Annotated in this window: 18 protein-coding genes; 9 read left to right on the top strand and 9 right to left on the bottom strand. The window is 60.6% G+C overall.

What is annotated here, in order from left to right:
* Window positions 1-114 precede the first annotated feature (114 nt).
* Together EJD88_RS04700 and EJD88_RS04695 are read right to left on the bottom strand one after the other, a co-directional pair.
* Window positions 115-690 carry an ANTAR domain-containing response regulator gene (locus EJD88_RS04700; RefSeq protein ID WP_158876985.1) on the bottom strand — a complete coding sequence of 192 codons (576 nt, stop codon included), beginning with the start codon at window positions 688-690 and terminating at the stop codon, window positions 115-117.
* Between the two features lie 13 nt (window positions 691-703).
* Window positions 704-1,930: a CmpA/NrtA family ABC transporter substrate-binding protein gene (locus EJD88_RS04695; RefSeq protein WP_099582697.1), complete on the bottom strand. Its 1,227-nt coding sequence runs from the start codon at window positions 1,928-1,930 to the stop codon at window positions 704-706.
* Window positions 1,931-2,203: 273 nt separating this feature from the next.
* Here EJD88_RS04695 and sctC point away from each other — a divergent pair, with 273 nt between their 5' ends.
* From sctC to EJD88_RS04670, 5 genes are all read left to right on the top strand, one after another.
* Window positions 2,204-3,631, top strand: coding sequence for a type III secretion system outer membrane ring subunit SctC (gene sctC, locus EJD88_RS04690; protein ID WP_158877009.1), 1,428 nt, complete (start codon window positions 2,204-2,206; stop codon window positions 3,629-3,631).
* A 15-nt stretch (window positions 3,632-3,646) separates the two neighbouring features.
* Window positions 3,647-3,868 (top strand): FliM/FliN family flagellar motor switch protein, encoded by a 222-nt coding sequence (locus tag EJD88_RS04685; protein ID WP_099582696.1) that lies wholly within the window; start codon window positions 3,647-3,649, stop codon window positions 3,866-3,868.
* A 155-nt stretch (window positions 3,869-4,023) separates the two neighbouring features.
* Window positions 4,024-4,422, top strand: coding sequence for a winged helix-turn-helix domain-containing protein (locus tag EJD88_RS04680; RefSeq protein ID WP_158876983.1), 399 nt, complete (start codon window positions 4,024-4,026; stop codon window positions 4,420-4,422).
* Window positions 4,415-4,876: a transglycosylase SLT domain-containing protein gene (locus EJD88_RS04675; RefSeq protein WP_177411563.1), complete on the top strand. Its 462-nt coding sequence runs from the start codon at window positions 4,415-4,417 to the stop codon at window positions 4,874-4,876. The genes EJD88_RS04680 and EJD88_RS04675 overlap by 8 nt, the downstream gene beginning before the upstream one ends.
* A gap of 86 nt (window positions 4,877-4,962) precedes the next feature.
* A complete protein-coding gene (locus tag EJD88_RS04670; RefSeq protein WP_099582694.1) occupies window positions 4,963-5,982 on the top strand; it encodes a quinone-dependent dihydroorotate dehydrogenase in 1,020 nt (339 codons plus the stop codon).
* Between the two features lie 123 nt (window positions 5,983-6,105).
* Here EJD88_RS04670 and rmf read toward each other — a convergent pair whose 3' ends face one another.
* A complete protein-coding gene (gene rmf / locus EJD88_RS04665) occupies window positions 6,106-6,321 on the bottom strand; it encodes a ribosome modulation factor (protein WP_002553055.1) in 216 nt (71 codons plus the stop codon).
* Window positions 6,322-6,853: 532 nt separating this feature from the next.
* Between rmf and rlmKL the strand changes: the two genes are divergently transcribed.
* Together rlmKL and EJD88_RS04655 are read left to right on the top strand one after the other, a co-directional pair.
* Window positions 6,854-9,121 (top strand): bifunctional 23S rRNA (guanine(2069)-N(7))-methyltransferase RlmK/23S rRNA (guanine(2445)-N(2))-methyltransferase RlmL, encoded by a 2,268-nt coding sequence (rlmKL, locus tag EJD88_RS04660; protein WP_099582693.1) that lies wholly within the window; start codon window positions 6,854-6,856, stop codon window positions 9,119-9,121.
* A 137-nt stretch (window positions 9,122-9,258) separates the two neighbouring features.
* Entirely contained in the window at window positions 9,259-11,658 is a 2,400-nt protein-coding gene (locus EJD88_RS04655; protein WP_158876981.1) for a diguanylate cyclase, read from the top strand.
* Between the two features lie 52 nt (window positions 11,659-11,710).
* On the opposite strand, the gene dacB is transcribed toward EJD88_RS04655, so the two are convergent.
* Entirely contained in the window at window positions 11,711-13,171 is a 1,461-nt protein-coding gene (dacB, locus tag EJD88_RS04650; RefSeq protein ID WP_099582691.1) for a D-alanyl-D-alanine carboxypeptidase/D-alanyl-D-alanine-endopeptidase, read from the bottom strand.
* Window positions 13,172-13,408: 237 nt separating this feature from the next.
* Between dacB and EJD88_RS04645 the strand changes: the two genes are divergently transcribed.
* Complete coding sequence (locus EJD88_RS04645) at window positions 13,409-13,753, top strand: YggL family protein (RefSeq protein WP_016979277.1); 345 nt, start codon at window positions 13,409-13,411, stop codon at window positions 13,751-13,753.
* Window positions 13,754-13,790: 37 nt separating this feature from the next.
* Here EJD88_RS04645 and EJD88_RS04640 read toward each other — a convergent pair whose 3' ends face one another.
* Entirely contained in the window at window positions 13,791-14,981 is a 1,191-nt protein-coding gene (locus EJD88_RS04640; protein ID WP_158876979.1) for a benzoate/H(+) symporter BenE family transporter, read from the bottom strand.
* Between the two features lie 226 nt (window positions 14,982-15,207).
* On the opposite strand from EJD88_RS04640, the gene EJD88_RS04635 reads away from it, so the two are divergent.
* A complete protein-coding gene (locus tag EJD88_RS04635; RefSeq protein WP_017134778.1) occupies window positions 15,208-15,972 on the top strand; it encodes a GntR family transcriptional regulator in 765 nt (254 codons plus the stop codon).
* A gap of 76 nt (window positions 15,973-16,048) precedes the next feature.
* Here the strand turns inward: EJD88_RS04635 and guaD are convergent, their stop codons facing one another.
* From guaD to xdhA, 4 genes are all read right to left on the bottom strand, one after another.
* The gene (gene guaD, locus EJD88_RS04630) at window positions 16,049-17,353 is read right to left on the bottom strand and encodes a guanine deaminase (RefSeq protein ID WP_158876977.1); all 1,305 of its coding nucleotides are present in this window, start codon (window positions 17,351-17,353) and stop codon (window positions 16,049-16,051) included.
* 7 nt (window positions 17,354-17,360) lie between these two features.
* Complete coding sequence (gene xdhC / locus EJD88_RS04625) at window positions 17,361-18,203, bottom strand: xanthine dehydrogenase accessory protein XdhC (RefSeq protein WP_099582688.1); 843 nt, start codon at window positions 18,201-18,203, stop codon at window positions 17,361-17,363.
* Window positions 18,204-18,321: 118 nt separating this feature from the next.
* On the bottom strand, window positions 18,322-20,721 hold the full coding sequence (xdhB, locus tag EJD88_RS04620; RefSeq protein ID WP_099582687.1) for a xanthine dehydrogenase molybdopterin binding subunit: 2,400 nt from the start codon (window positions 20,719-20,721) through the stop codon (window positions 18,322-18,324).
* A complete protein-coding gene (gene xdhA / locus EJD88_RS04615) occupies window positions 20,714-22,162 on the bottom strand; it encodes a xanthine dehydrogenase small subunit (RefSeq protein WP_099582686.1) in 1,449 nt (482 codons plus the stop codon). Before xdhA ends, xdhB begins: the two co-directional genes overlap by 8 nt.
* Window positions 22,163-22,258: the final 96 nt, after the last annotated feature.

Raw genomic sequence — 22,258 nt, 5'->3', positions numbered from 1 at the left:
ACCGGGTTCGCGAGGGCAAACCGGATGTGCGACGTCTTTGTCGTGGAGGGGCAACCGCCGTTGGTTACCTGTGATGATTACTTAGCAAGTCCTGCGCCAACCTTCTACGAGCGTTCAGCCGAGCAACTCACTCATGGCGATAATCTGCTCGGCCACCTGGATCAGTTTCTGCTGGCGGCTCATGGCTTGGCGGCGCATCAGGGTGTAGGCCTCTTCCTCATTGCAGGCTTTCATTTTCATCAACAGACCTTTGGCCAACTCGATGCGCTTGCGCTCGGCCAGTTGCTGATCACGCTCCTGAAGCTGGGCGCGCAAGGCCTGGTCGCTTTCAAAGCGGGCCATGGCCACGTCGAGGATCGGTTGCAGGCGCTGGGCCTGTATGCCCTCGACGATGTAGGCACTGACCCCGGACTTGATGGCCTGGCGCATCACATTCGGGTCGTGCTCATCGGTAAACATCACGATCGGCCGGGGCTGGTCGCGGCTGACCAGCACCACTTGCTCCATCACATCGCGGCCCGGTGACTCGGTATCGATCAGAATCACATCTGGGCGCACTGTTTCGACGCGTGCCGGCAGGTCGATGGTCAGTCCGGACTCATCGATCACCTCGAAGCCGGCTTCGATCAGTGCTGTGCGCAGGCGCCCGACCTTGCGCGGGGTGTCATTGATCAACAGGATTCGCAGCATAGATGTGCTCCTGTCAGCGCAAGGCTTGGCGGTTGGCGTGGTCGGCGAGGGCATGCAGCCGGAAGCTGTGGGCGTAGCCGACGGGATCCGAGCCGTCCCAGACCTTGCCGTCGATCAACTGGCTGCTGCGCATGTCCTGGCTTTGCGGGGTGATGCCCAAGGCGTCGGCCGCCTGGCGATAGAGCGCCAATTGCTGGACCTGGCGGGCGACGCCTAGATAGTCAGGGTCATCGCGCAGCAGGCCCCAGCGTCGAAACTGGGTCATGAACCACATGCCATCGCAGAGGTACGGCAGGTTCACTTCGCCACCGGCAAAAAAACGCAGGGCATGGGGGTCCTGCCAGTGGTTGCCCAGGCCGTCATCGTAAGTACCCAGCAGACGGGGTTCGATGCAGTCGAGCGGTGCGTCAAGGTACTCGCGGCCGCTGAGCAATTGCGCGGTGGAACGCCGGTTCTCGGTACTTTCTTCAATAAAACGGCTGGCTTCGAGAATGGCCATGACCAACACACGGGCAGTGTTGGGGTATTGGTCGACGAAGGCTTGGGTACAGCCGAGCACTTTTTCCGGATGGTTCGGCCAGATCGTTTGGGTGGTTGCCAGGGTAAACCCCTGATTTTGCGCGACTGCGCTGGCACTCCACGGCTCTCCGACGCAAAAGCCATCAATCCGCCCGGCTTGCAGGTGCGCGACCATTTGCGGGGGCGGTACCACCACGCTGTCCACATCCTGTAACGGATGAATGCCCTGACTCGCCAGCCAGTAGTACAGCCACATGGCGTGGGTACCTGTGGGAAAGGTCTGGGCGAAGGTCAGTTTTGTTCGGCTTTGGTGCACGTGACGGTCCAGCGCCTCAGGAGTGACCACTCCTTGCTGTTGCAGGCCGTGGGACAGGTTGATGCTTTGACCGTTCTGGTTCAATCCCATCAACACGGCCATGTCGGTGGGCGCAACGCCGCCAATGCCCAGGTGAACGGCATAGATCAGCCCGTACAGACTGTGGGCGGCGTCCAATTCACCACTGACCAGTTTGTCCCGCAGGTTGGCCCACGAAGTTTGGCGCTTGAGGTTGAGTGTCAGGCCATAGGGTTGTGCGAAGCCTTGGGTGGCGGCCACCACCAGTGAGGCGCAATCGCTCAAAGCCATGAAGCCCAGGTCGAGGCTGCTCTTTTCCGGAGCATCACTGCCGTTGACCCAGGCCCGCGGGTCGTTCGTCGGGCTGCTGCCTACCGAATCGTTCATCAACACCTACCTTTTCTTTCAAAAAAAAGCGTCGTTCCCTCAGATGGCGATGCGAGGCCATTGCGGGTAACGACGCCTTTGTCCGTAAGCCCGTTCCGCCGTTGGAGTGGGCTCTGATACAGAGTGCAAAGCAAGGCACATGCCACGGGCCGACAAGGACGGTCGGCCGTCAACTTTCCATCAAGATTGAAAGTGGGCGCCCTCTCAGTATGGCCGCTTCTCACTGCCGGACCGGCCAGGAAACCCAAGGTGTACGCTGACTTCACCGTAATGATGCCCCGCTTCTGGCTCCTGCTTGCCGCATTGATGCTGGGCGGCAACGGCGCCTGGGGGGATACCTATCAGGCGCAGGACGAAAGCCTGCATACCGTCTTTACCGTCTTGTCCGTGCCTTTAGGCCTGCCGATCGTTGTGAGCCGTGACGTAGCGCGGACACGCATCAGTGAACTCATTGATCTCGATACGCCTCAACACGCGCTGGAGACGCTTGCATTGCAATACAGCTTGATCTGGTACAGCGATGGCCAGGTGCTTTATCTCTATGACGCAAGTGAGGAAAAAAGCTCGGCAGTGGCGTTGCGGCATATCTCCGTTGACAGGTTTCGCAGCCTCATGCGTCGCGCGGGGATTGATGAAACACGCTATCCGTTACGGGTGAGTGGAGCGCGGACGTTTTACGTGTCAGGCCCGCCCAATTATGTCGACCACGTATTGCACCTGGCCCAATTGATGGACCGCGAGCGTGCCGATTTACGCGCAGGTACCCAGGCGTTCGCAGTGGTGCAGGTGCTCAATACGCATGTGGCAGACCGCGAGTACGGCATGGGCAACGAAACGGTCACCGTGCCGGGAATCGCGTCGACGATCAAAACCGTACTGGCTGCCGAACAGAAGGGGCCGCTGGCAGACAAGAGTCTGGCCGTAATCGCCTACCCGGACACCAACAGCCTGCTGATCAAGGGCAAACCTGCGCAGCTGAGTGTTATCGAGCGACTGGTGGCAGAACTGGATACACCCAAGCGGTCTGTCGAGGTTTCGTTATGGATGGTGGATGTCGATCGTGACGAACTGAAAAAGCTCGACCCTGCCTGGGATAAGGACGCCAAGACTCAGGCCACGCGAATTCTGGCGCCGCTGGACGATAAGCGTCTGATGGCGCAAATCGCCGCTCTGGAACGCCGGCGGCGAGCGAGGGTGACGACGTTACCGGTGATCCTCACCCAGGAGAACGTGCCGGCGGTGTTTCAGGACAACCACACCTTTTACCTGCCCCATCCCGGAGATGACTCAGCCGACTGGAGGCCTGTGCGTTATGGCGCACAGGTCAGCGTGCTGCCGCGTTTCGCCGAAGCGAACCAGATCGAGATGCTGCTCCACATTGAGGATGGTCGCCAACTGAGCGAAGCAGGGCGGGGCGCAAAACCGGCTGCGGTCGCGAGGGTGGGTATCAGCAGCGTGGTGCGGGTGCCACAGGGCAAGCGCCTGTGGCTGGGCGCGTTTAGCCGCGAGGCGCGCGAGTCGAGCCGTAGCACGGTAGCGTCGGGAGCCGCCAAGGTTCGCCTGTTTGTGATTCAGGCCAGGGCCGTGGACAGCGAGTTGAAGTCGCCGGGATCAGGCCTTGGTGCGCCCCCGTTGACGGCGGCTCAATACGAGCGTGTGCAGCGTGCGTTTGTGCGTCCGGGTCGCGATATCTCTCCGTGAACAAGGTGTTAGCCCATGCATTTGGAAATTCTTCTACAGGAACAACGGGTCAGTCGCAGGCGCCTGGCAGCCTTTGCGCCTGGGAAGGTGCTGCCGTTGGCGCCTGAGGTTATTCACTGTGTGGAATTACGGGTTGATGGCCTGTTGTTCGCCTTGGGTGAACTGGTGCAGTTGGAGGACCGGCTAGGGGTAGAACTGCACGAAGTTTACGAGGGGGTGGGAGCCGCTGGCGGGTAGAGAAAAGTCTTACGGGTAGGCCCTGAAAAGTCCTGAATATATGGGCTTTTTCTTACGGTGGAATGTAAGGCAGGTTTTTATAGTTGTGAGATGGGCGCTAGAGCCGGTAGTGGAAATAGGGGCTTCAATGTCAGTAGTCGGATGCCGAGGTAGATATGGCCGTCGTGAGTGATGGGGTGACGGTGACTTCCCAAGTCTTTTCCCAGTGGACCCTGCATGGCGATGGCCGTCTCACCGGCGAGGGCATTGATGTGCAACTGCCGCCCAAGGAGTGGCATGTGTTGCGTTTGCTGCTGGTCTCAGGGGGCGTGCTGATGACCAAGGATCAATTGCTGGAGCTGGCCTGGCCCCAAGGGGAGGTCGCCGAAGAATCGCTGACGCGGTGCATTTATTCGTTGCGCAAGCACTTGGGTGCAGACAAGGGGTTTATCAAGACGATATACGGTCGAGGGTATCGCTTTACCTGCCCGGTGAGGGCTGTGTCGCCAGTTCAAGGTCGCACCGGGCACCAGGAGCATGTGTGTTCGGCCTGTGGTCAAGTCAACCATGGGTAAGGTGTGGCGCGCAGTGCTGTTGCTTGGAGTCTTGATGAGTGGCAATCAGGCCTTGGCCTTTTGCTGGGAGGAAACGGCCCGTCGCTACGATATCGAGCCGGAGTTGCTGCAAGCGATCGCTGCCGTGGAGTCAGGCTATCGACCAGACGCGATGAATAACGCCAACAGTAATGGCACCCGGGATATTGGTCTGATGCAGATCAACAGCATCCACTTGCCTCGTTTGCTCAAGCTGGGCATCACCGAAGAGCGACTGTTGAGTGAACCCTGCCTCTCGGTGGAAGTGGCGGCGTCGATACTGGTCGAGTTCATCCAGCGCTTTGGTTATAACTGGACGGCGGTGGGGGCCTACAACGCCGGACCAGGTCCCGGGCCACTGCGTGAGGCGCTGCGCATGCGCTATGCAGAAAAAGTCTGGGGGCGTTATGAGGCTTTGGTACAGCAGCGCTATTGACGTTTGGGCGGCACGCCTCGCGTGCAGCCCGTCACCCCGGCTATAATCGCCGCCACCTTTCGCCGCCATCCGAGTCTAGCCCGCCCATGTATACCCTGGCCCGCCAGCTGTTGTTCAAACTCTCCCCGGAAACCTCCCACGATCTGTCCCTGGACCTGATCGGAGCCGGTGGCCGTCTGGGGCTTAATGGCCTGGTATGCAAGGCCCCGGCAAAGATGCCGGTGTCGGTAATGGGGCTCGACTTCCCTAACCCGGTCGGACTGGCCGCCGGCCTGGACAAGAACGGCGCGGCCATTGATGGTTTTGCACAACTGGGCTTTGGTTTTGTCGAGATCGGCACCGTGACGCCGCGACCGCAACCGGGTAACCCCAAGCCGCGTATTTTCCGTTTGCCGGAAGCGGAGGCGATCATCAATCGCATGGGGTTCAACAACCTCGGCGTCGATCACCTGCTGTCGCGGGTTGAGGCAGCGAAGTACAAGGGCATCCTGGGCATCAATATCGGCAAGAATTTCGATACACCGGTCGAGCGTGCAGTCGATGACTACCTGATCTGCCTGGACAAGGTCTACGCCCACGCCAGCTACGTCACCGTCAACGTCAGCTCGCCCAACACGCCGGGCCTGCGTAGCTTGCAGTTTGGTGATTCCCTCAAGCAATTGCTCGAAGCGTTGCGTCAGCGCCAGGAAGACTTGGCTCTGCGCCATGGCAAGCGCGTACCGCTTGCAATCAAGATCGCCCCGGACATGAGCGACGAAGAAACTGTGCTAGTGGCTCAGGCCCTGGTGGATTCCGGTATGGACGCGGTGATCGCCACCAATACCACCCTCAGCCGTGTTGGCGTCGAAGGGTTGGCCCATGGCGATGAAGCAGGTGGCCTGTCGGGTGCGCCGGTGCGGGATAAGAGCACTCACATCGTCAAGGTACTGGCTGCTGAGCTGGCCGGGCGTCTGCCCATTATTGCGGTGGGTGGTATTACCGAAGGCAAGCACGCGGCCGAGAAGATCGCCGCCGGCGCAAGCCTGGTGCAGCTGTACTCCGGCTTTATCTACAAGGGCCCGGCGCTGATTCGTCAATCGGTGGATGCCATCGCCGCATTGCGTTGAAGGATCGCCCATTAAAAAGGGCTCCATAAAGGAGCCCCCTGGGCCGAAGCCCGCCGCCCGGATAGGACGTGCGTGGTTAAGTCGTTACATATTCGTGGTGATGTCGGAATTAAGTGCCCTTGATTAGCCGACGGCGTGAAGTTCGTTGAGTCTGTGGATTCCCGCAGTGCCAGTCATACCGTCCCAGTTGTCGCCGCGTCCTTCTCGCCAGCCGTTGATCCAGGCTTGGCGTACCGACGGTAGAGTAAATGGGCAAAGCTCACGGGATTTGCCATGAACGCCATATTGATATCCGCGTAAAAATGCTCTTTCCAACGGATCACGCTTAAGTCTTCTCATAGGGTGTTTCCCTCACTTGTTGACTGTCTTGATATCCTTCGGCCTCGTCTGAGGCCGGGCAGAGTTTTTCTGCCGTTGGTGGGCCCGCTGCCGGCGTGGCGAGCCTAGGTGTCGACGTCGTTACGGCGCCAACCTGTGTTGAGTTCTAACCAATAGGTCACATGGATTCAATGATCGTTTTGTCATAAGCACGTAACGATAACGATGCTATAGCCATAAGCTGGGATGGCTTTTCGCCCCATTTGTGCAGCAAAGCCAGCTATGATGCACCCTGCACAGAGGAAGGATTTAATCCTTTAGTGAGAATGTCCTCCTGTTGCGGTCGGTTACTATTCGACGAAGGGTCGGAATATTTCTTTTTGTTGCTTCAAAAATTCACTCTGCCCCGTCAATAAAGGCTCAAGGGCCCGTCAGACGGGGTGGGACGGCACATTCGTGCCACGCGGGCACTCTTCAAGAAAAGTGCTTGATTGAAAACCGAGCCGGCGATGCGTCGCCCGTTCATTTATTGCTGAAAAGCCTGGATTGCCCCATGTCGGACCGTTTTGAACTCTTCCTCACCTGCCCCAAGGGCCTCGAAGGCCTGCTGATCGAGGAAGCCGTCGGGCTTGGCCTTGAGGAAGCCCGCGAGCACACCTCGGCCGTGCGCGGCATGGCCGACATGGAAACCGCCTACCGCCTTTGCCTCTGGTCGCGCCTGGCCAACCGCGTGTTGCTGGTACTCAAGCGCTTCCCGATGAAGGACGCCGAAGACCTTTACCACGGCGTGCTGGATATCGAGTGGGCCGACCATATGGTCAGCGACGGCACCCTGGCCGTGGAATTCAGCGGTCACGGCTCGGGTATCGACAACACCCACTTCGGCGCGCTGAAGGTCAAGGATGCAATCGTCGACAAGCTGCGCACCCCGACCGGTGAGCGCCCGTCCATCGACAAGATCAACCCGGACCTGCGCATCCATCTGCGCCTGGACCGTGGCGAAGCGATCCTCTCCCTCGACCTTTCCGGCCACAGCCTGCACCAGCGCGGCTACCGCCTGCAGCAGGGCGCAGCACCGCTGAAGGAAAACCTGGCGGCCGCGATCCTGATCCGTGCCGGCTGGCCGCGCATCGCTGCCGAAGGCGGCGCGCTGACCGACCCGATGTGTGGTGTGGGTACGTTCCTGGTCGAAGGCGCGATGATTGCCGCCGACATGGCGCCCAACCTCAATCGCGAACTGTGGGGCTTCACCACCTGGCTTGGCCACGTGCCGGCGCTGTGGAAGAAATTGCACACCGAGGCCACTGAACGTGCCGCCATCGGCATGAACAAGACCCCGCTGTGGGTGCGTGGCTACGAAGCTGATCCACGGCTGATCCAGCCTGCGCGCAACAACATCGAGCGTGCTGGCCTGAGCCATTGGATCAAGGTGTACCAAGGCGAAGTCGGCACTTTCGAGCCGCGCCCGGACCAGAACCAGAAAGGCCTGGTGATCTGCAACCCACCCTACGGCGAGCGCCTGGGTGACGAAGCCAGCCTGTTGTATCTCTACCAGAACCTCGGCGAGCGTCTGCGCCAGGCGTGCATGGGTTGGGAGGCGGCGGTGTTCACCGGCGCGCCGGACCTGGGCAAGCGCATGGGCATCCGCAGCCACAAGCAGTATTCGTTCTGGAACGGCGCCTTGCCGTGCAAGCTGCTGCTGATCAAGGTCAACCCAGACCAGTTTGTCACCGGCGAGCGCCGCACCCCGGAGCAGCGCCAGGCCGAACGTGAGCAAGCCGCTTACGATCAGGCCCCGGTGGAGCCACAAGAGCGCCAATACAACAAGAACGGCAATCCGATCAAGCCAGCCCCGGCCCCCGTGGTCGAGCAGGCGCGCCTGAGCGAAGGCGGGCAGATGTTCGCCAACCGCCTGCAGAAGAACCTCAAGCTGCTGGGCAAGTGGGCCAAGCGTGAAGGCGTGGATTGCTACCGTGTGTACGACGCCGACATGCCGGAATACTCCATGGCCATCGACCTCTACCACGATTGGGTGCACGTACAGGAATACGCCGCGCCGAAGTCCATCGACCCGGAAAAAGCCTCCGCGCGCATGTTCGATGCCTTGGCGGCTATCCCCCAGGCGCTGAACATCGACAAGAGCCGTGTGGTGGTCAAACGTCGCGAGCGCCAGAGCGGCACCAAGCAGTACGAGCGCCAGAGCGCCCAAGGCAAGTTCACCGAGGTCAGTGAAGGCGGCGTGAAACTGCTGGTCAACCTCACCGATTACCTGGATACCGGTCTGTTCCTCGACCACCGCCCGATGCGCATGCGCATTCAGAAGGAAGCGGCCGGCAAGCGCTTCCTCAACCTGTATTGCTACACCGCTACCGCCAGCGTGCACGCAGCCAAGGGCGGCGCTCGCAGCACCACCAGCGTTGACCTGTCCAAGACCTATCTGGACTGGGCGCGTCGCAACTTCTCCCTCAACGGTTTTTCCGACAAAAACCGCCTGGAGCAGGGCGACGTGATGGCGTGGCTGGAAGCCAGTCGTGATGAGTTCGACCTGATCTTCATCGACCCGCCGACCTTCTCCAACTCCAAGCGCATGGAAGGTATCTTCGACGTGCAGCGTGACCACGTGCAGTTGCTGGACCTGGCCATGGCACGCCTGGCACCGGGTGGCGTGCTGTACTTCTCGAACAACTTCCGCAAGTTCGTGTTGGAGGACAACCTCAGCGAACGCTACGCCGTCGAGGAAATCAGCGACAAGACCCTCGACCCGGATTTTGCGCGCAACGCCAAGATCCACCGCGCCTGGAAAATCACGGCGCGCGGATAACCAACAACCTAAAGCCGCAAGCCTGGTTTATTCCGGTCTTGCGGCTTTTTTGCGCTGGTCAAACCCTGGGCCGATGGCTATAACTTAAGGCCTAGCCAAAGTGACACCCCCGCACGCTGGCGTTGTGAGTGTTGCTTATGCCGATGCAAGCCGTTCGCCCGAAAATCCTAGGTTTTATCAGTGAGCAGGCGTCGGCTTGGCTGGTGGCATTGGTGGTGTTTCTGGCCGGCGGTGCGCTGACGCTCATAGTCGCCTGGGCGGCCTCCGACCTCTATCAACAACAGGTGCGCCAGCGTTTTCAGTTGCTGGTCAACGAGCGCTATACCCGTCTGCAGGAACGCTTCGACGATCAGGAGCAGCGCCTCAACAGCATTCGGCGGTTTTTCGTCAATTCCGACGAAGTGTCTCGCGAAGAATTCGATGGTTTCGCCCAGCCTTTACTGTTGCGCACCCGTGCCTATTCCTGGGCGCCGCGGGTGTTTCGCGATGAGCGCAGCCAGTTTGAACACGCGGTGTCCCAGCAGCGCGGCGTGTCTTTTGTCATCCGTGAATTAAATACTGCCGGTGAGCTGGTTCCGGCGCGCGAACGCGATGAATACGTGCCGGTGCTCTACAGTCAGACCCAAAGCCTGCTGGGCTCACCCCTGGGTTTTGATCTGCTGGCTCAACCGCTGCGGCGTTCAGCCCTTGAACGTGCACAAAATAGCGGCAAGCTGGCGGTGTCCCAGCCCATGCAACTGGTCGGCGTCGAGCCTGCCTACGCCACTGGGGTGTTGCTGGTGGCGCCGGTCAGCCACCTGCCCACTTCCGATCAGTCCCAGAACGAGCCCTTTGGCTACGTGATGGCGGTGATCAGCATGCGCCAGTTAGTGGCCGATGGTTTGCCCAAGCCGGAACGGGACAACCTGGTGATGCAGATCGTCGATACATCCGACCTGGACAAACGCGTGCTCTATGAGACTAGCAATACCGTGGGAAGCAGCGACCTGCTCGGTGCGCGACGTCTTACCCTGGGTGACCATGTATATGCCCTGACCTTGCGTCCGAGCCAGGTGTTCGACCAGTCCAACCATTCCTCCCTGACCACTATCCTGACCATGGGCGGCTTGCTCAGCCTGTTGCTCGGCGCTTTGCTCTATGTGCTGGTCAGTCAGCGTCAGCGCGCCGTGAAACTGGTGGAGCAGCGCACCGTGCAGTTGCGTCTGCGTGAGCAGGAGTTGCGCGGTGCCCACGGTCAATTGCGCAGCGTGCTGAATGCTGCGACCCAGGTGGCAATCATTGCCACCGACTTGCGCGGTGTTATCAATACCTTCAACGCCGGTGCCGAGCAGATGCTCGGGTTATGCGCCGAGCAGGTGGTGGGCAAATTGACCCTGGAAAGCCTGCACCTGGCGCCGGAACTGGAAGCCCGTGCTGCCAGCCTGAGCGTGGCCCTGGGCAAGCGAATCCCGGCCAGCCAGGCGATGCTGGTGGAGAGCCCCGACAACCTGCACGAAGCCCGCGAATGGACCTTGGTGCGCGAGGACCGCAGCCAGTTGACCGTGACCATGCTGGCCACGGTGCTGCTGGATGACCACGGTTTGTGGATCGGGCACCTGGCGATCTACCTGGACATTACCGAGCAGAAACGGGCTTACGAAGCGTTGGCGGCCCGCGACCGCCTGCTCAAGAAACTCAGCGCCCATGTGCCAGGCGGGATCTTCCAGTTCACCCTTGAGCCCCACGAAAACTGGCGGTTTATCTATGCCAGCGATGGCATGCGCGACATTTATGAAATCGAAACCGGGGTGTTGCAGCAGGACGCGAAGAAGGTCTTCGAGCGTATCCACCCCCTGGACTTGGAGCGGGTACGCGCCTCGATTCGCCTGTCGGCATTGCAGTTGAGCCATTGGCGTGAAGAATACCGGGTGCTGTTGCCGCAGCGCGGGTTGCGCTGGATTCGCGGCGAGGCCACCCCGGAAGAATTACCGGGTGGCGGTACGCTGTGGCATGGCTATGTGTCGGACATTTCCGATTTGAAGCGGGTTGAAGAGGAGTTGCGTGCGCTGTCCATCACTGACTCACTGACCGGGATCCACAACCGCCGCTATTTCCAGGACCGGCTCAGGGCCGAAATGGCGCGACTCAACCGGACCAATGGGGCGTTGTCGGTGATCATGCTCGATATTGACCACTTCAAGCGCATCAACGACAAGCATGGGCACGCGGTCGGCGACGCGGTGTTACAGGAATTGTGCAAACGCATCAGCGAACGCTTGCGCCGCACCGATGTGTTCTGCCGGCTGGGTGGTGAGGAGTTCATGGTGCTGTGCCCCCACACGGATGGGGAGCAGGCCTATAGCTTGGCGATGGAGTTGTGGCAGTCACTGCGCAACGAGCCGATGGAAACGGTGGGCATCGTCACCGCCAGCTTTGGCGTGGCCAGTTGGCGGATCGATGAGGGTATTGACGGGTTGTTGCTGCGCGCCGACTCGGCGGTGTATGTGGCCAAGCAGGCGGGCAGGGATCGGGTGGAGGCGGAGCGGCTTCGGGCTTGATTAACAGGGTCTTTCAGGCAAGCCAGCTCCCACCTTGGATCGATGTCGTTATTTAGAGCACAGGCGCAGCCGCTGCCAGTTTAGGCTGGCGATACAGGTCCAGCAGCACCTGATCCAGCACCGACGAGGCGCCCCATGGCTTCGGATCGTTGAGAATCGCCACCACCGCCCAGGTATTGCCGTTGTTGTCGCGGCTGAACCCGGCAATGGCGCGCACGGTGTTCAGGGTGCCGGTCTTGACGTGGGCTTCGCCGCGCATGGCCGTGGTCTTCAGGCGTTTGCGCATGGTGCCGTCGGTGCCGGCAATCGGCATCGAACTGATGTACTCCGCAGCGTAGGGGCTTTTCCAGGCGGCTTGCAGCATCGCCGCCATCTCGCGGGCGCTGACCCGTTCGGCACGGGACAGGCCGGAGCCGTTCTCCATCACCAGATGTGGCGCAGTGATGCCTTTTTTCGCCAGCCATTGGCGCACTACACGCTGCGCAGCCTTGGCGTCATCGCCGTCGGCATCGTTGCGAAACTGGGCGCCCAGGCTCAAGAACAGCTGCTGGGCCATGGTGTTGTTACTGTACTTGTTGATGTCGCGGATGATTTCCGCCAGGTCCGGCGAGAATGCACGGGCCAGCACCTTGGCATCCTTGGGCACGGGCGCCTGGATATCACGGCCCTGGATGCTGCCGCCCAGTTCCTGCCAGATTGCCCGCACGGCGCCGGCGGTGTAGGTGGCATGGTCGAGCAGCGACAGGTACGTCTGCGAGCTGCAGCCTTCGGCCAACTGTCCGCTGACGGTCACTGTCATGCTGCCATCGGCGGCAGTGACCGGGTTGTAGCGCACGTCGCCGGTGCACTGCTTGGCGTTGGAGACTTTGACCTGGTTGTCGATGCGGATGCTGGCAATGGGGGGCTCGACCGACACAATCACGCGGCCCGAGTCGTTGCGGGTCACAAAGCGCAGCGCCTTGAGGTTGACCAGCAGCGCATCCGGCTTGACCAGGAACGGTTTGTTCTCGTCGTTACCGTCGTCATTGAATTCAGGCAATTGCGGTTGGTTGAAGAAGCTGCGGTCGAGCACCAGGTCGCCGGTGACTTGCTGCACGCCATTGGCGCGCAGGTCACGCATCAGCAGCCAGAGTTTTTCCATGTTCAGCTTGGGGTCGCCGCCGCCCTTGAGGTAAAGGTTGCCGTGCAACACGCCACCACTGAGGGTGCCGTCGGTGTAGAACTCGGTTTTCCACTGGTGGTTGGGGCCGAGCATCTCCAGGGCCGCGTAAGTGGTGACCAGCTTCATGGTCGAGGCGGGGTTCACCGAGACGTCAGCATTGAAAACCGTGGGGGTGCCGGGGCCATTCAGAGGAATCATGACCAGGGACAGGGCGGTGTTTTGCAGCTTGGCTTTGGCAAGTGCCTGCTGGACATTTGGTGGCAGGGTGGTGTTGACGGGGGCAGCGGAGACGGAAAACGCCAGTGGCAGAATAAAACCGGCAAAAAATACGGAACGCAAAGATTTGATCATAAGAAGTAAAACCCTACTGCTGAGGAGGGTGAAAAAGGCGAGGGGTAAATAAGAAAAATCCCTCATTGGTCATGAAAGTGTCGGCATTATGCCCCAAGGTGGGCGCACTTGTAGCTGAACCATAGCTGGAAATCGGCGTTTTTTTGCAGGCATTGCACCGCCTGTCCCAGAGAGTCGGGCAATTGCCGCCTTAAACTGCTAAAGTGCCGCCCGTTATTACTTATGAGGATTGTTCCAATGGCGACTAACCGTTCCCAGCGTCTGCGCAAAAAACTGTGCGTTGATGAATTTCAAGAGCTGGGTTTCGAACTGAACCTGGACTTCAACGAAGGCCTGAGTGAAGAAGCTATCGACGCTTTCCTCGAAGCATTCATCAAAGAAGCCATGGAAGCCAACGGTCTGGGCTATGTCGGCGGCGATGACTTCGGTCTGGTTTGCCTGCAGAAGCGTGGCTCGGTCTCCGAAGAGCAGCGCGCTGCCGTCGAAGCCTGGCTGAAAACCCGTTCCGAGCTGACCAAGGCTGAAGTCAGCCCGTTGCTGGACGTGTGGTATCCGGAAAAGCCGATCAACGCGGCTAAGTGATACTGAAAAAAACGGCGACCTGAGGGTCGCCGTTTTTTTATGCCTTGCGCCAGTTCAGAATCAGCAGCGTCAACACCCCCGCCACAATTCCCCAGAACGCCGACCCGATGGAAAACAACGTCAAGCCTGACGCGGTGACCATAAAGGTGATCAGCGCCGCTTCCCGTTCCTTCGGCTCATTCATGGCGATACTCAAGCCATTGATGATCGAGCCAAACAATGCCAAGGCCGCAATCGACAGCACCAGTTCCTTGGGCAGTGCTGCGAACAATGCCGCCAATGTGGCGCCGAACACGCCTGCAATCCCGTAGAAAACCCCGCACCACACCGCTGCGGTGTAGCGTTTATTGCGGTCTTCATGGGCATGGGGGCCGGTGCAGATGGCGGCGCTGATCGCCGCCAGGTTGATGCCGTGGGAGCCGAACGGTGCCAGCACCAGCGAGGCCAGGCCGGTGGCCGTGATCAGTGGCGAGGCGGGCACGGTGTAGCCGTCGGCGCGCAGTACCGCGACGCCGGGCATATTCTGCGAGGTCATCGCCACCACGAACAGCGGAATGCCGATGCTGATCGTCGCCGCCAACGAGAAGTGCGGCGTGGTCCAGACCGGCGTCGCCACTTCCAGGTGGAAGCCGCTGAAATCCAGCAAGCCCATCAGCCCTGATAGCGCGGTGCCGATCACCAGCGCGGCCAGCACCGCATACCGTGGCGAAAGGCGTTTGATGATCAGGTAGGTGAAGAACATCCCCAGCACCAGGCCGGTGCGATGCTGCGCCGCGACGAAAATCTCGCTGCCGATCTTGAACAGGATCCCCGCCAGCAAGGCTGCCGCCAGTGAAGCCGGAATGCGCTTGACCAGCTTTTCAAAGCTGCCGGTCAACCCGCAGAGGGTCACCAGCACCGCGCAGGTGATGTAGGCACCGATGGCCTCGCCATAACTCACGCCGCCCAGGCTGGTGATCAACAGCGCCGCGCCCGGTGTGGACCAGGCAATGGTGATCGGGGTGCGATAGCGCAGGGACAGGCCGATGCTGCATACCGCCATGCCGATGGAGATTGCCCAGATCCACGAGGAAATCTGTGCGGTGGTCAAGCCGGCAGCCTGGCCGGCCTGGAACATCAGCACCAATGAGCTGGTGTAGCCGGTCATCATCGCGATAAATCCTGCGACAATGGCCGAGGGAGAAGTGTCGGCCAGTGGGCGCAAAGGCGCTTGGGTGGCGTCGGTCATGGAGAGGTGTTCCTTTTACCTGGGTGTTTGCCGGTGAAGGCGCAGATTCAAGCCTAAACTCAAACGTAACGACTCATTGCAATACAGCCGCTGGCGCAAACAGCCGTACAGTGTGTTGGCGCATTCGGTTGTGTACAATGTGCCCTGTTTTTAGGTGATACTTGCCAGCGACCGTCGCTTGCCGTATTACCGTTAATTCGCCGCCGTTCTCCAAACCCGAGTGCCCATGAACGAACAGTTGCAACCTCTCAAGAAACAACCGCGAGCCGGCAAGGCCGGTCGCAGCGGAACCCAGGACGATATTGTCTACGCGCATATCTTCGAGGCCATCCTCGAACAACGCCTGGCGCCCGGCACCAAATTGAGCGAAGAGGCACTGGGCGAAATCTTCGGCGTCAGCCGCACCATCATTCGTCGCGCCCTGTCGCGCCTGGCCCATGAAGGCGTGGTGCTGCTGCGGCCCAATCGCGGTGCGGTGGTGGCGAGTCCAAGCGTCGAGGAAGCACGCCAGGTATTCCTCGCTCGGCGCCTGGTGGAGCGGGCGATCACGGAGTTGGCGGTACAGCATGCGACCGCCGAACAACTGGCTGAGCTGCGCCAGATGGTCAACGACGAGCGCGACAGTTTCTCCCGTGGTGATCGAGGTGCGGGTATCCGCCTTTCCGGCGAATTCCACCTCAAGCTGGCCGAAGCGGCGAAGAACGCGCCGCTGATCAGCTTCCAGCGCAGCCTGGTGTCCCAGACTTCATTGATCATCGCCCAGTACGAAAGCGGCAATCGCTCGCACTGCTCCTACGATGAGCACACCCAGTTGATCGACGCGATTGAAGCGCGGGACGCGACACTGGCGGTGAATTTGATGATGCACCACATGGATCACATCGACAGCAAGCTCAACCTCGATGAGGAAAGCGCGTCGGATGATTTGCATGCGGTGTTTTCTCACCTGCTACAGACTAAAAAGCCTGGGCGCTCTTCTGTAAAACTGTAATTTCCCTGATTCACTTGGGACAAAAATGTGGGAGGGGCTTGCCCCCTCCCACATTGGTTTTGTGTTGTGGCTGAGATCAGCGTTGGTGTACGAGCTGCCCAGCCGCATACGTCTGCAACACCGTCCGATCATCCCCCAGCGTCATCAGCACAAACAACCTCTCGGCGATGTCGTTCGCCTGTTTCAAGCGATAGCTGAGCAGCGGCGTGGCGTTGTAGTCCAGCACCAAAAAGTCCGCATCCGTACCCGGCTGCAACGTACCGATCTTGTCCTCCAGGCGCAGCGCCCGCGCACCACCCAGCGTCGCCAGGTACAGCGACTTGAACGGGCTCAACCGCGCGCCCTGCAACTGCATGACCTTGTACGCTTCGTTCAAGGTTTGCAGCAGCGAGAAACTGGTGCCGCCGCCCACGTCCGTGCCCAAGCCCACATTCAGTTTGTGCTTCTCAGCCATCGGCAGGTTGAACAAACCGCTGCCGAGGAAGAAGTTCGAGGTCGGGCAGAACGCGACAGCCGAACCGGTCTGCGCCAACCGCGCACATTCGTCATCACACAGGTGCACGCCATGGGCAAACACCGAACGCTCGCCCAGCAGTTTGTAGTGGTCGTACACATCCAGATAGCCTTTGCGCTCCGGGAACAGTTCCTTCACCCACTCGACTTCCTGCTTGTTCTCACTGATGTGAGTCTGCATGTACAGGTCCGGGTATTCCCCCAACAGTTGCCCAGCCAACGCCAGTTGTTCCGGCGTACTGGTCGGCGCAAAGCGCGGCGTGACGGCATAGTGCAGGCGACCCTTGCCGTGCCAGCGCTCGATCAGCGCCTTGCTTTCCTGGTACCCGGATTCGGCTGTGTCTGTCAGGTAGTCCGGCGCATTGCGGTCCATCATCACTTTGCCGGCAATCATGCGCAGGTCGAGTTTCTCGGCCGCCTCGAAGAACGAGTTCACCGACTGCGGATGCACGCTGCCGAACACCAACGCGGTGGTGGTGCCGTTGCGCAGCAGTTCCTTGATGAAAATATCCGCGACTTCCTCGGCGTGGGCCTTGTCGGCGAACTGGCTTTCACACGGAAAGGTGTAGGTGTTGAGCCAGTCCAGCAGTTGCTCGCCATAGGCGCCGACCATGCCGGTTTGCGGCAGGTGGATATGGGTGTCGATCAGGCCGGGAGTGATCAGCGCGTCCTGGTAATGGGTGACTTCAATATCGGCCGCCAAGGTCTGCAGTAGGTCGCTAGCATGGCCGACGGCGCTGATCTGGCCGTTGTCGATCACCAGCAGGCCGTCTTCAAAATACTCGTAGGACGCTTCGATCCCAACGATGGCGGGGTCGGCGATGCTGTGCAGGATGGCGGCGCGGTAGGCTTTGCGAGTCAAAGGCATGGTGATCTCAATTCGTGGCTTGGCTGCGGCGTGACACCGGCAGCAGTTTGGCAATCGGTTCGGCGCTCGCAGTGTGCTGGCCGAAATTGGCGTTATAGGTGGCGATGATTTCGCCGGCGATGGAGATGGCGATTTCCACCGGTAATTTGCCCTTCACCTCGGTGAGGCCCATAGGGCAGCGCATGCGTTGCAACTGCGCGGCATCGAAGCCACGGTCACGCAGGCGGTGTTCGAACTTGACGCGTTTGGTCTTGGAGCCGATCAGGCCGAAGTAGGTGAAGTCGTTGCGCTTGAGCAGAGCGGCGGTGAGTTCCAGGTCCAGCGCGTGATTGTGGGTCATGACGATGCAGTAACTGCCCACGGGCAAGTCGGCAATTTCGTCGACCGGTTCTTCGCTGACGATTTTACGCACGCCCTGGGGGATATGTTCCGGGAACTCCTGATCACGGGAATCGATCCAGCGCACGCGGCACGGCAGGCTCGCCAGCAGTGGCACCAGTGCGCGGCCGACGTGGCCTGCGCCAAATACCGCAATCTGTGCCTGCACCTGGCCCATGGGTTCGAACAGCAGCACGGTCACGCCGCCGCAGCACTGGCCCAGGCTGGCGCCGAGGCTGAAGCGCTCCAGATGGGTGCTTTGCTGGCCGCGCACGAGCATGTCCCGGGCGATTTGCATCGCCTTGTATTCCAGATGCCCGCCACCAATGGTGTCGAAGGTCTGCGCGGCGCTGATCACCATCTTCGAACCGGCATTGCGCGGCGTGGAGCCGAGCTCTTCGATGATGGTCACCAGTACGCAGGGTTCGCCCTGGTTTTGCAGGTCGGCGAGGGCGCTGATCCAGTTGTTCATAGTCACCTCTTGTGGTGTCTGTCAGGCCGTCATCGAGGGCAAGCCCCCTCCCACATTTGATGGCATTCACAGATCAAAATGTGGGAAGAGGCTTGCCTCCGATGGCAGCGCCTCGGTCCTAAAGCGGAGCCATCTCGGTTTCGGTTTCAACCGGCACAACCGCCTGCAACTTACGCATCTGCTCACACCCCCACAGCACCCGCTCCGGCGTTGCCGGCGCATCAATCTTCGGCTGATGGCGATAGTCACCCAGGCTCGCCACCGCATCCTTGATTGCACACCAAGACGCGATCCCGAGCATGAACGGCGGCTCACCCACGGCCTTGGAATGGAACACCGTGTCTTCCGGGTTTTTGCGGTTTTCCACCAGCTTCACCCGCAGGTCCAACGGCATGTCCGCCACCGCCGGGATCTTGTAACTGGCCGGGCCGTTGGTCATCAGCTTGCCCTTGTTGTTCCACACCAACTCTTCCATGGTCAGCCAGCCCATGCCCTGGATAAAGCCGCCTTCCACCTGGCCGATGTCGATGGCCGGGTTCAGCGAGGCGCCCACGTCATGCAGGATGTCGGTGCGCAGCATTTTGTATTCGCCGGTGAGGGTGTCGACGATCACTTCGCAGCAGGCCGCGCCGAATGCGAAGTAATAGAACGGCCGCCCGCGTGACTGGCTGCGGTCGTAGAAGATTTTCGGGGTCTTGTAGAAGCCGGTGCTCGACAGCGAGACCTGGGCGAAATACGCCTGTTGAATCAACGCCTCAAAGGTCAGGATCTGGTCGCGCACGCGCACATGGCCGTTGTGGAATTCCACGTCCGCCTCACTCACGTCGTATTTGCGCGCGGCAAACTCCACCAGCCGTTGCTTGATGGTTTCGGCGGCATTCTGTGCGGCCTTGCCGTTCAGGTCCGCACCGCTGGAGGCAGCGGTCGGCGAGGTGTTGGGCACCTTGTCGGTGTTGGTGGCGGTGATCTGTACGCGGTCGATTTCCACCTGGAACACTTCGGCCACCACTTGCGCGACCTTGATGTTCAAGCCCTGGCCCATCTCGGTGCCGCCGTGGTTCAGGTGGATGCTGCCGTCGGTGTAGATGTGGATCAGCGCACCGGCCTGATTGAGAAAACTGGCGGTGAACGAGATGCCGAATTTCACCGGGGTCAGCGCCAGGCCCTTTTTCAGGATCGGGCTGTGGGCGTTGTACAGGCGGATCGCTTCGCGGCGCTCGGCGTATTGGCTGCTGGCTTCCAGTTCGGCGGTCATCTCTTCGAGCATGTTGTGCTCGACGGTCTGGTAGTAGTGGGTGACGTTGCGCTCGGTCTTGCCGTAGTAGTTGGCCTTGCGCACCGCCAGCGGGTCCAGCGCCAGATGGCGGGCGATGGCGTCCATCACTTCTTCGATGGCGACCATGCCTTGGGGGCCGCCGAAACCACGGTAGGCGGTGTTGGACGCGGTGTTGGTCTTGCAGCGATGGCCGTTCACCGTGGCGTCGCCCAGGTAATACGAGTTGTCGGCGTGGAACATGGCGCGGTCGACAATCGAGTTGGACAGGTCCGGCGAGCAGCCGCAGTTTCCGGCCAGCTCCAGGTTGATCCCATGCAGGCGGCCGCTGTCGTCGAAGCCCACGTCGTATTCGATATAGAAGGGGTGGCGCTTGCCGGTCATCAGCATGTCTTCCACACGCGGCAGGCGCATCTTGGTCGGCTGGCCGGTGAGGCGTGCGACCACCGCACACAGGCACGCCGGGCTCGCGGCCTGGGTTTCCTTGCCGCCGAAACCGCCGCCCATGCGGCGCATGTCGACGACGATTTTGTTCATCGACACATCCAGCACTTCGGCCACCAGCTTCTGCACTTCGGTGGGGTTTTGCGTGGAGCAGTAGACGATCATGCCGCCGTCTTCGGTGGGCATCACCGAGGAAATCTGGGTTTCCAGGTAGAAGTGCTCCTGGCCACCGATGTGAAGGGTGCCCTGGATACGGTTTTTCGCCGTGGCGAGTGCGCCGGCCGAATCGCCACGCTGGTGTGTGTGGCTGTCGAGCACGAAGTGTTTGTTGCGGTACGCCTCGACCACATCCAGCACCGGCTCCAGGTCTTCGTATTCGATCACGGCGGCCATGGCGGCCTTGCGTGCGGTGTCCAAATCCCGGGCGGCTACGGCGAGCACCACTTGGCCGACAAACTGCACCGTGTCGATGGCCAGCAGCGGGTCGCCGGGCATCAGCGGGCCGATGTCTTTCAGGCCCGGCACGTCTTCGTGAGTGATGGCGATGCGCACGCCTTCGAAGGCGTAGCAAGGCGCGGTGTCGATGCTGATGATCCGGGCGTGGGCGCGGTCGGACATGCGCGCATACAGGTGCAATTGGTTGGGGAATTCCAGGCGGTCATCGATGTACTGCGCCTCACCGCTGACGTGCTTGGCGGCGCTGTCATGCTTGACGCTGCGACCGACCCCGGACGTCAGGTCCTGGGCGAACAGTTCGGCGAGTTCGGCCTGGGTTTTTTCCACGGCGTGATGGTTAGACATAAGCGGTCACCCGAGTCTCGATGTGCGGCGTTTGCAGCTCGATGAAGTATTTGCGCAGCAGGTTCTGTGCGCTGAGCAGGCGGTATTCCTTACTGGCGCGGAAGTCCGACAGCGGGGTGAAATCCTCGGCCAGGGCGGCGCAGGCTTTCTCCACGGTGGCAGCGTTCCAGGTGGCGCCGACCAATGCGGCTTCGCAGCGCTTGGCGCGTTTAGGCGTGGCGGCCATACCGCCGAAGGCCACGCGAGCTTCGCCGATCACGCCGTTATCGAGCTTCAGGTTGAAGGCTGCGCACACGGCGGAAATATCATCGTCCAGGCGCTTGGAAACCTTGTACGCCCGGAACAGTGTGTGGCCCTTCGGCACGATGATTTTCTCGATGAATTCGCTGTCCTGGCGTGCGGTCACACGGTAATCGATGAAGTAGTCTTCCAGGGCCAGGGTACGGCGCACATCGCCTTTGCACAGCACGATCTGCGCGCCGAGGGCGATCAGCAGCGGCGGCGAATCGCCAATCGGAGAGGCGTTGCCGATATTGCCGCCCAAGGTGCCCTGGTTGCGGATTTGCAGGGACGCGAAGCGGTGCAGCAACTCGCCGAAGTCCGGGTATTCGTGGTGCAGCGCGGTGTAGCAGTCGGACAAAGCGGTGGCGGCGCCGATTTCCAGGCGGTCGTCGAAGGCTTCGATGCGCTTCATTTCTTCGATGTTGCCGACATAGATCATCACCGGCAGCGTGCGATGGAACTGGGTGACTTCCAGCGCCAGATCGGTGCCGCCGGCCAGCAGGCGGGCTTGCGGGTAGGCGTCATAGAGGTCGGCCAGGTCGGCCACGGTCAGCGGCACCAGGCAGCGTTTGTCGCCGCTGTTGAGTTCGCCGGTCTGGGTCGGCGCAATGGCTTTGAGGCGCGCGATGGTCTCGGCCTGGCGGCTGTCGAACTGATCCACGGGTTTGTTGCAGCAGGCCTGCTCGGCGGCGGCCAGAATCGGGCGGTAGCCGGTGCAGCGGCACAGGTTGCCGGCCAGGGCTTCGTGGGCCTTTTGGCTGTCGGGGGCGTCGCTGTTCTTTTGCAGGGCGAACAGCGACATCACAAACCCAGGGGTGCAAAAGCCGCACTGCGAACCGTGGCACTCGACCATGGCCTGCTGCACGCTGTGCAGTTGGCCTTGGTGCTTGAGGTCTTCGACGCTGATCAGTTGCTTGCCGTGCAGCGACGACACAAAGGTCAGGCACGAGTTAAGGCTGCGATAACGAATCTGCTCGACGCCTTGATCGTCGCGATGCAACTCGCCGACCACCACGGTGCACGCACCACAGTCGCCGCTGGCGCAGCCTTCCTTGGTACCGGATTTGCCCACGTGCTCGCGCAGATAGTTGAGCACGGTCAGGTTGGGGTCCAGGGCGTGCTCGCTACGGAGTTCCTGGTTGAGTAAAAACTGGATCACGGAAGGCCTCGCAGACTCATTATTGTTGTTAACCGCTTTGCGCCGAATCTAGTCATGTCTGACTTTTCGGTCAATGGTTTTCTGACCTAAGGGTCA

Source organism: Pseudomonas sp. PB105, assembly GCF_009764655.1.
Taxonomy (GTDB): domain Bacteria; phylum Pseudomonadota; class Gammaproteobacteria; order Pseudomonadales; family Pseudomonadaceae; genus Aquipseudomonas; species Aquipseudomonas cyclaminis.
This window is presented reverse-complemented; position numbering and strand designations above follow the sequence as displayed.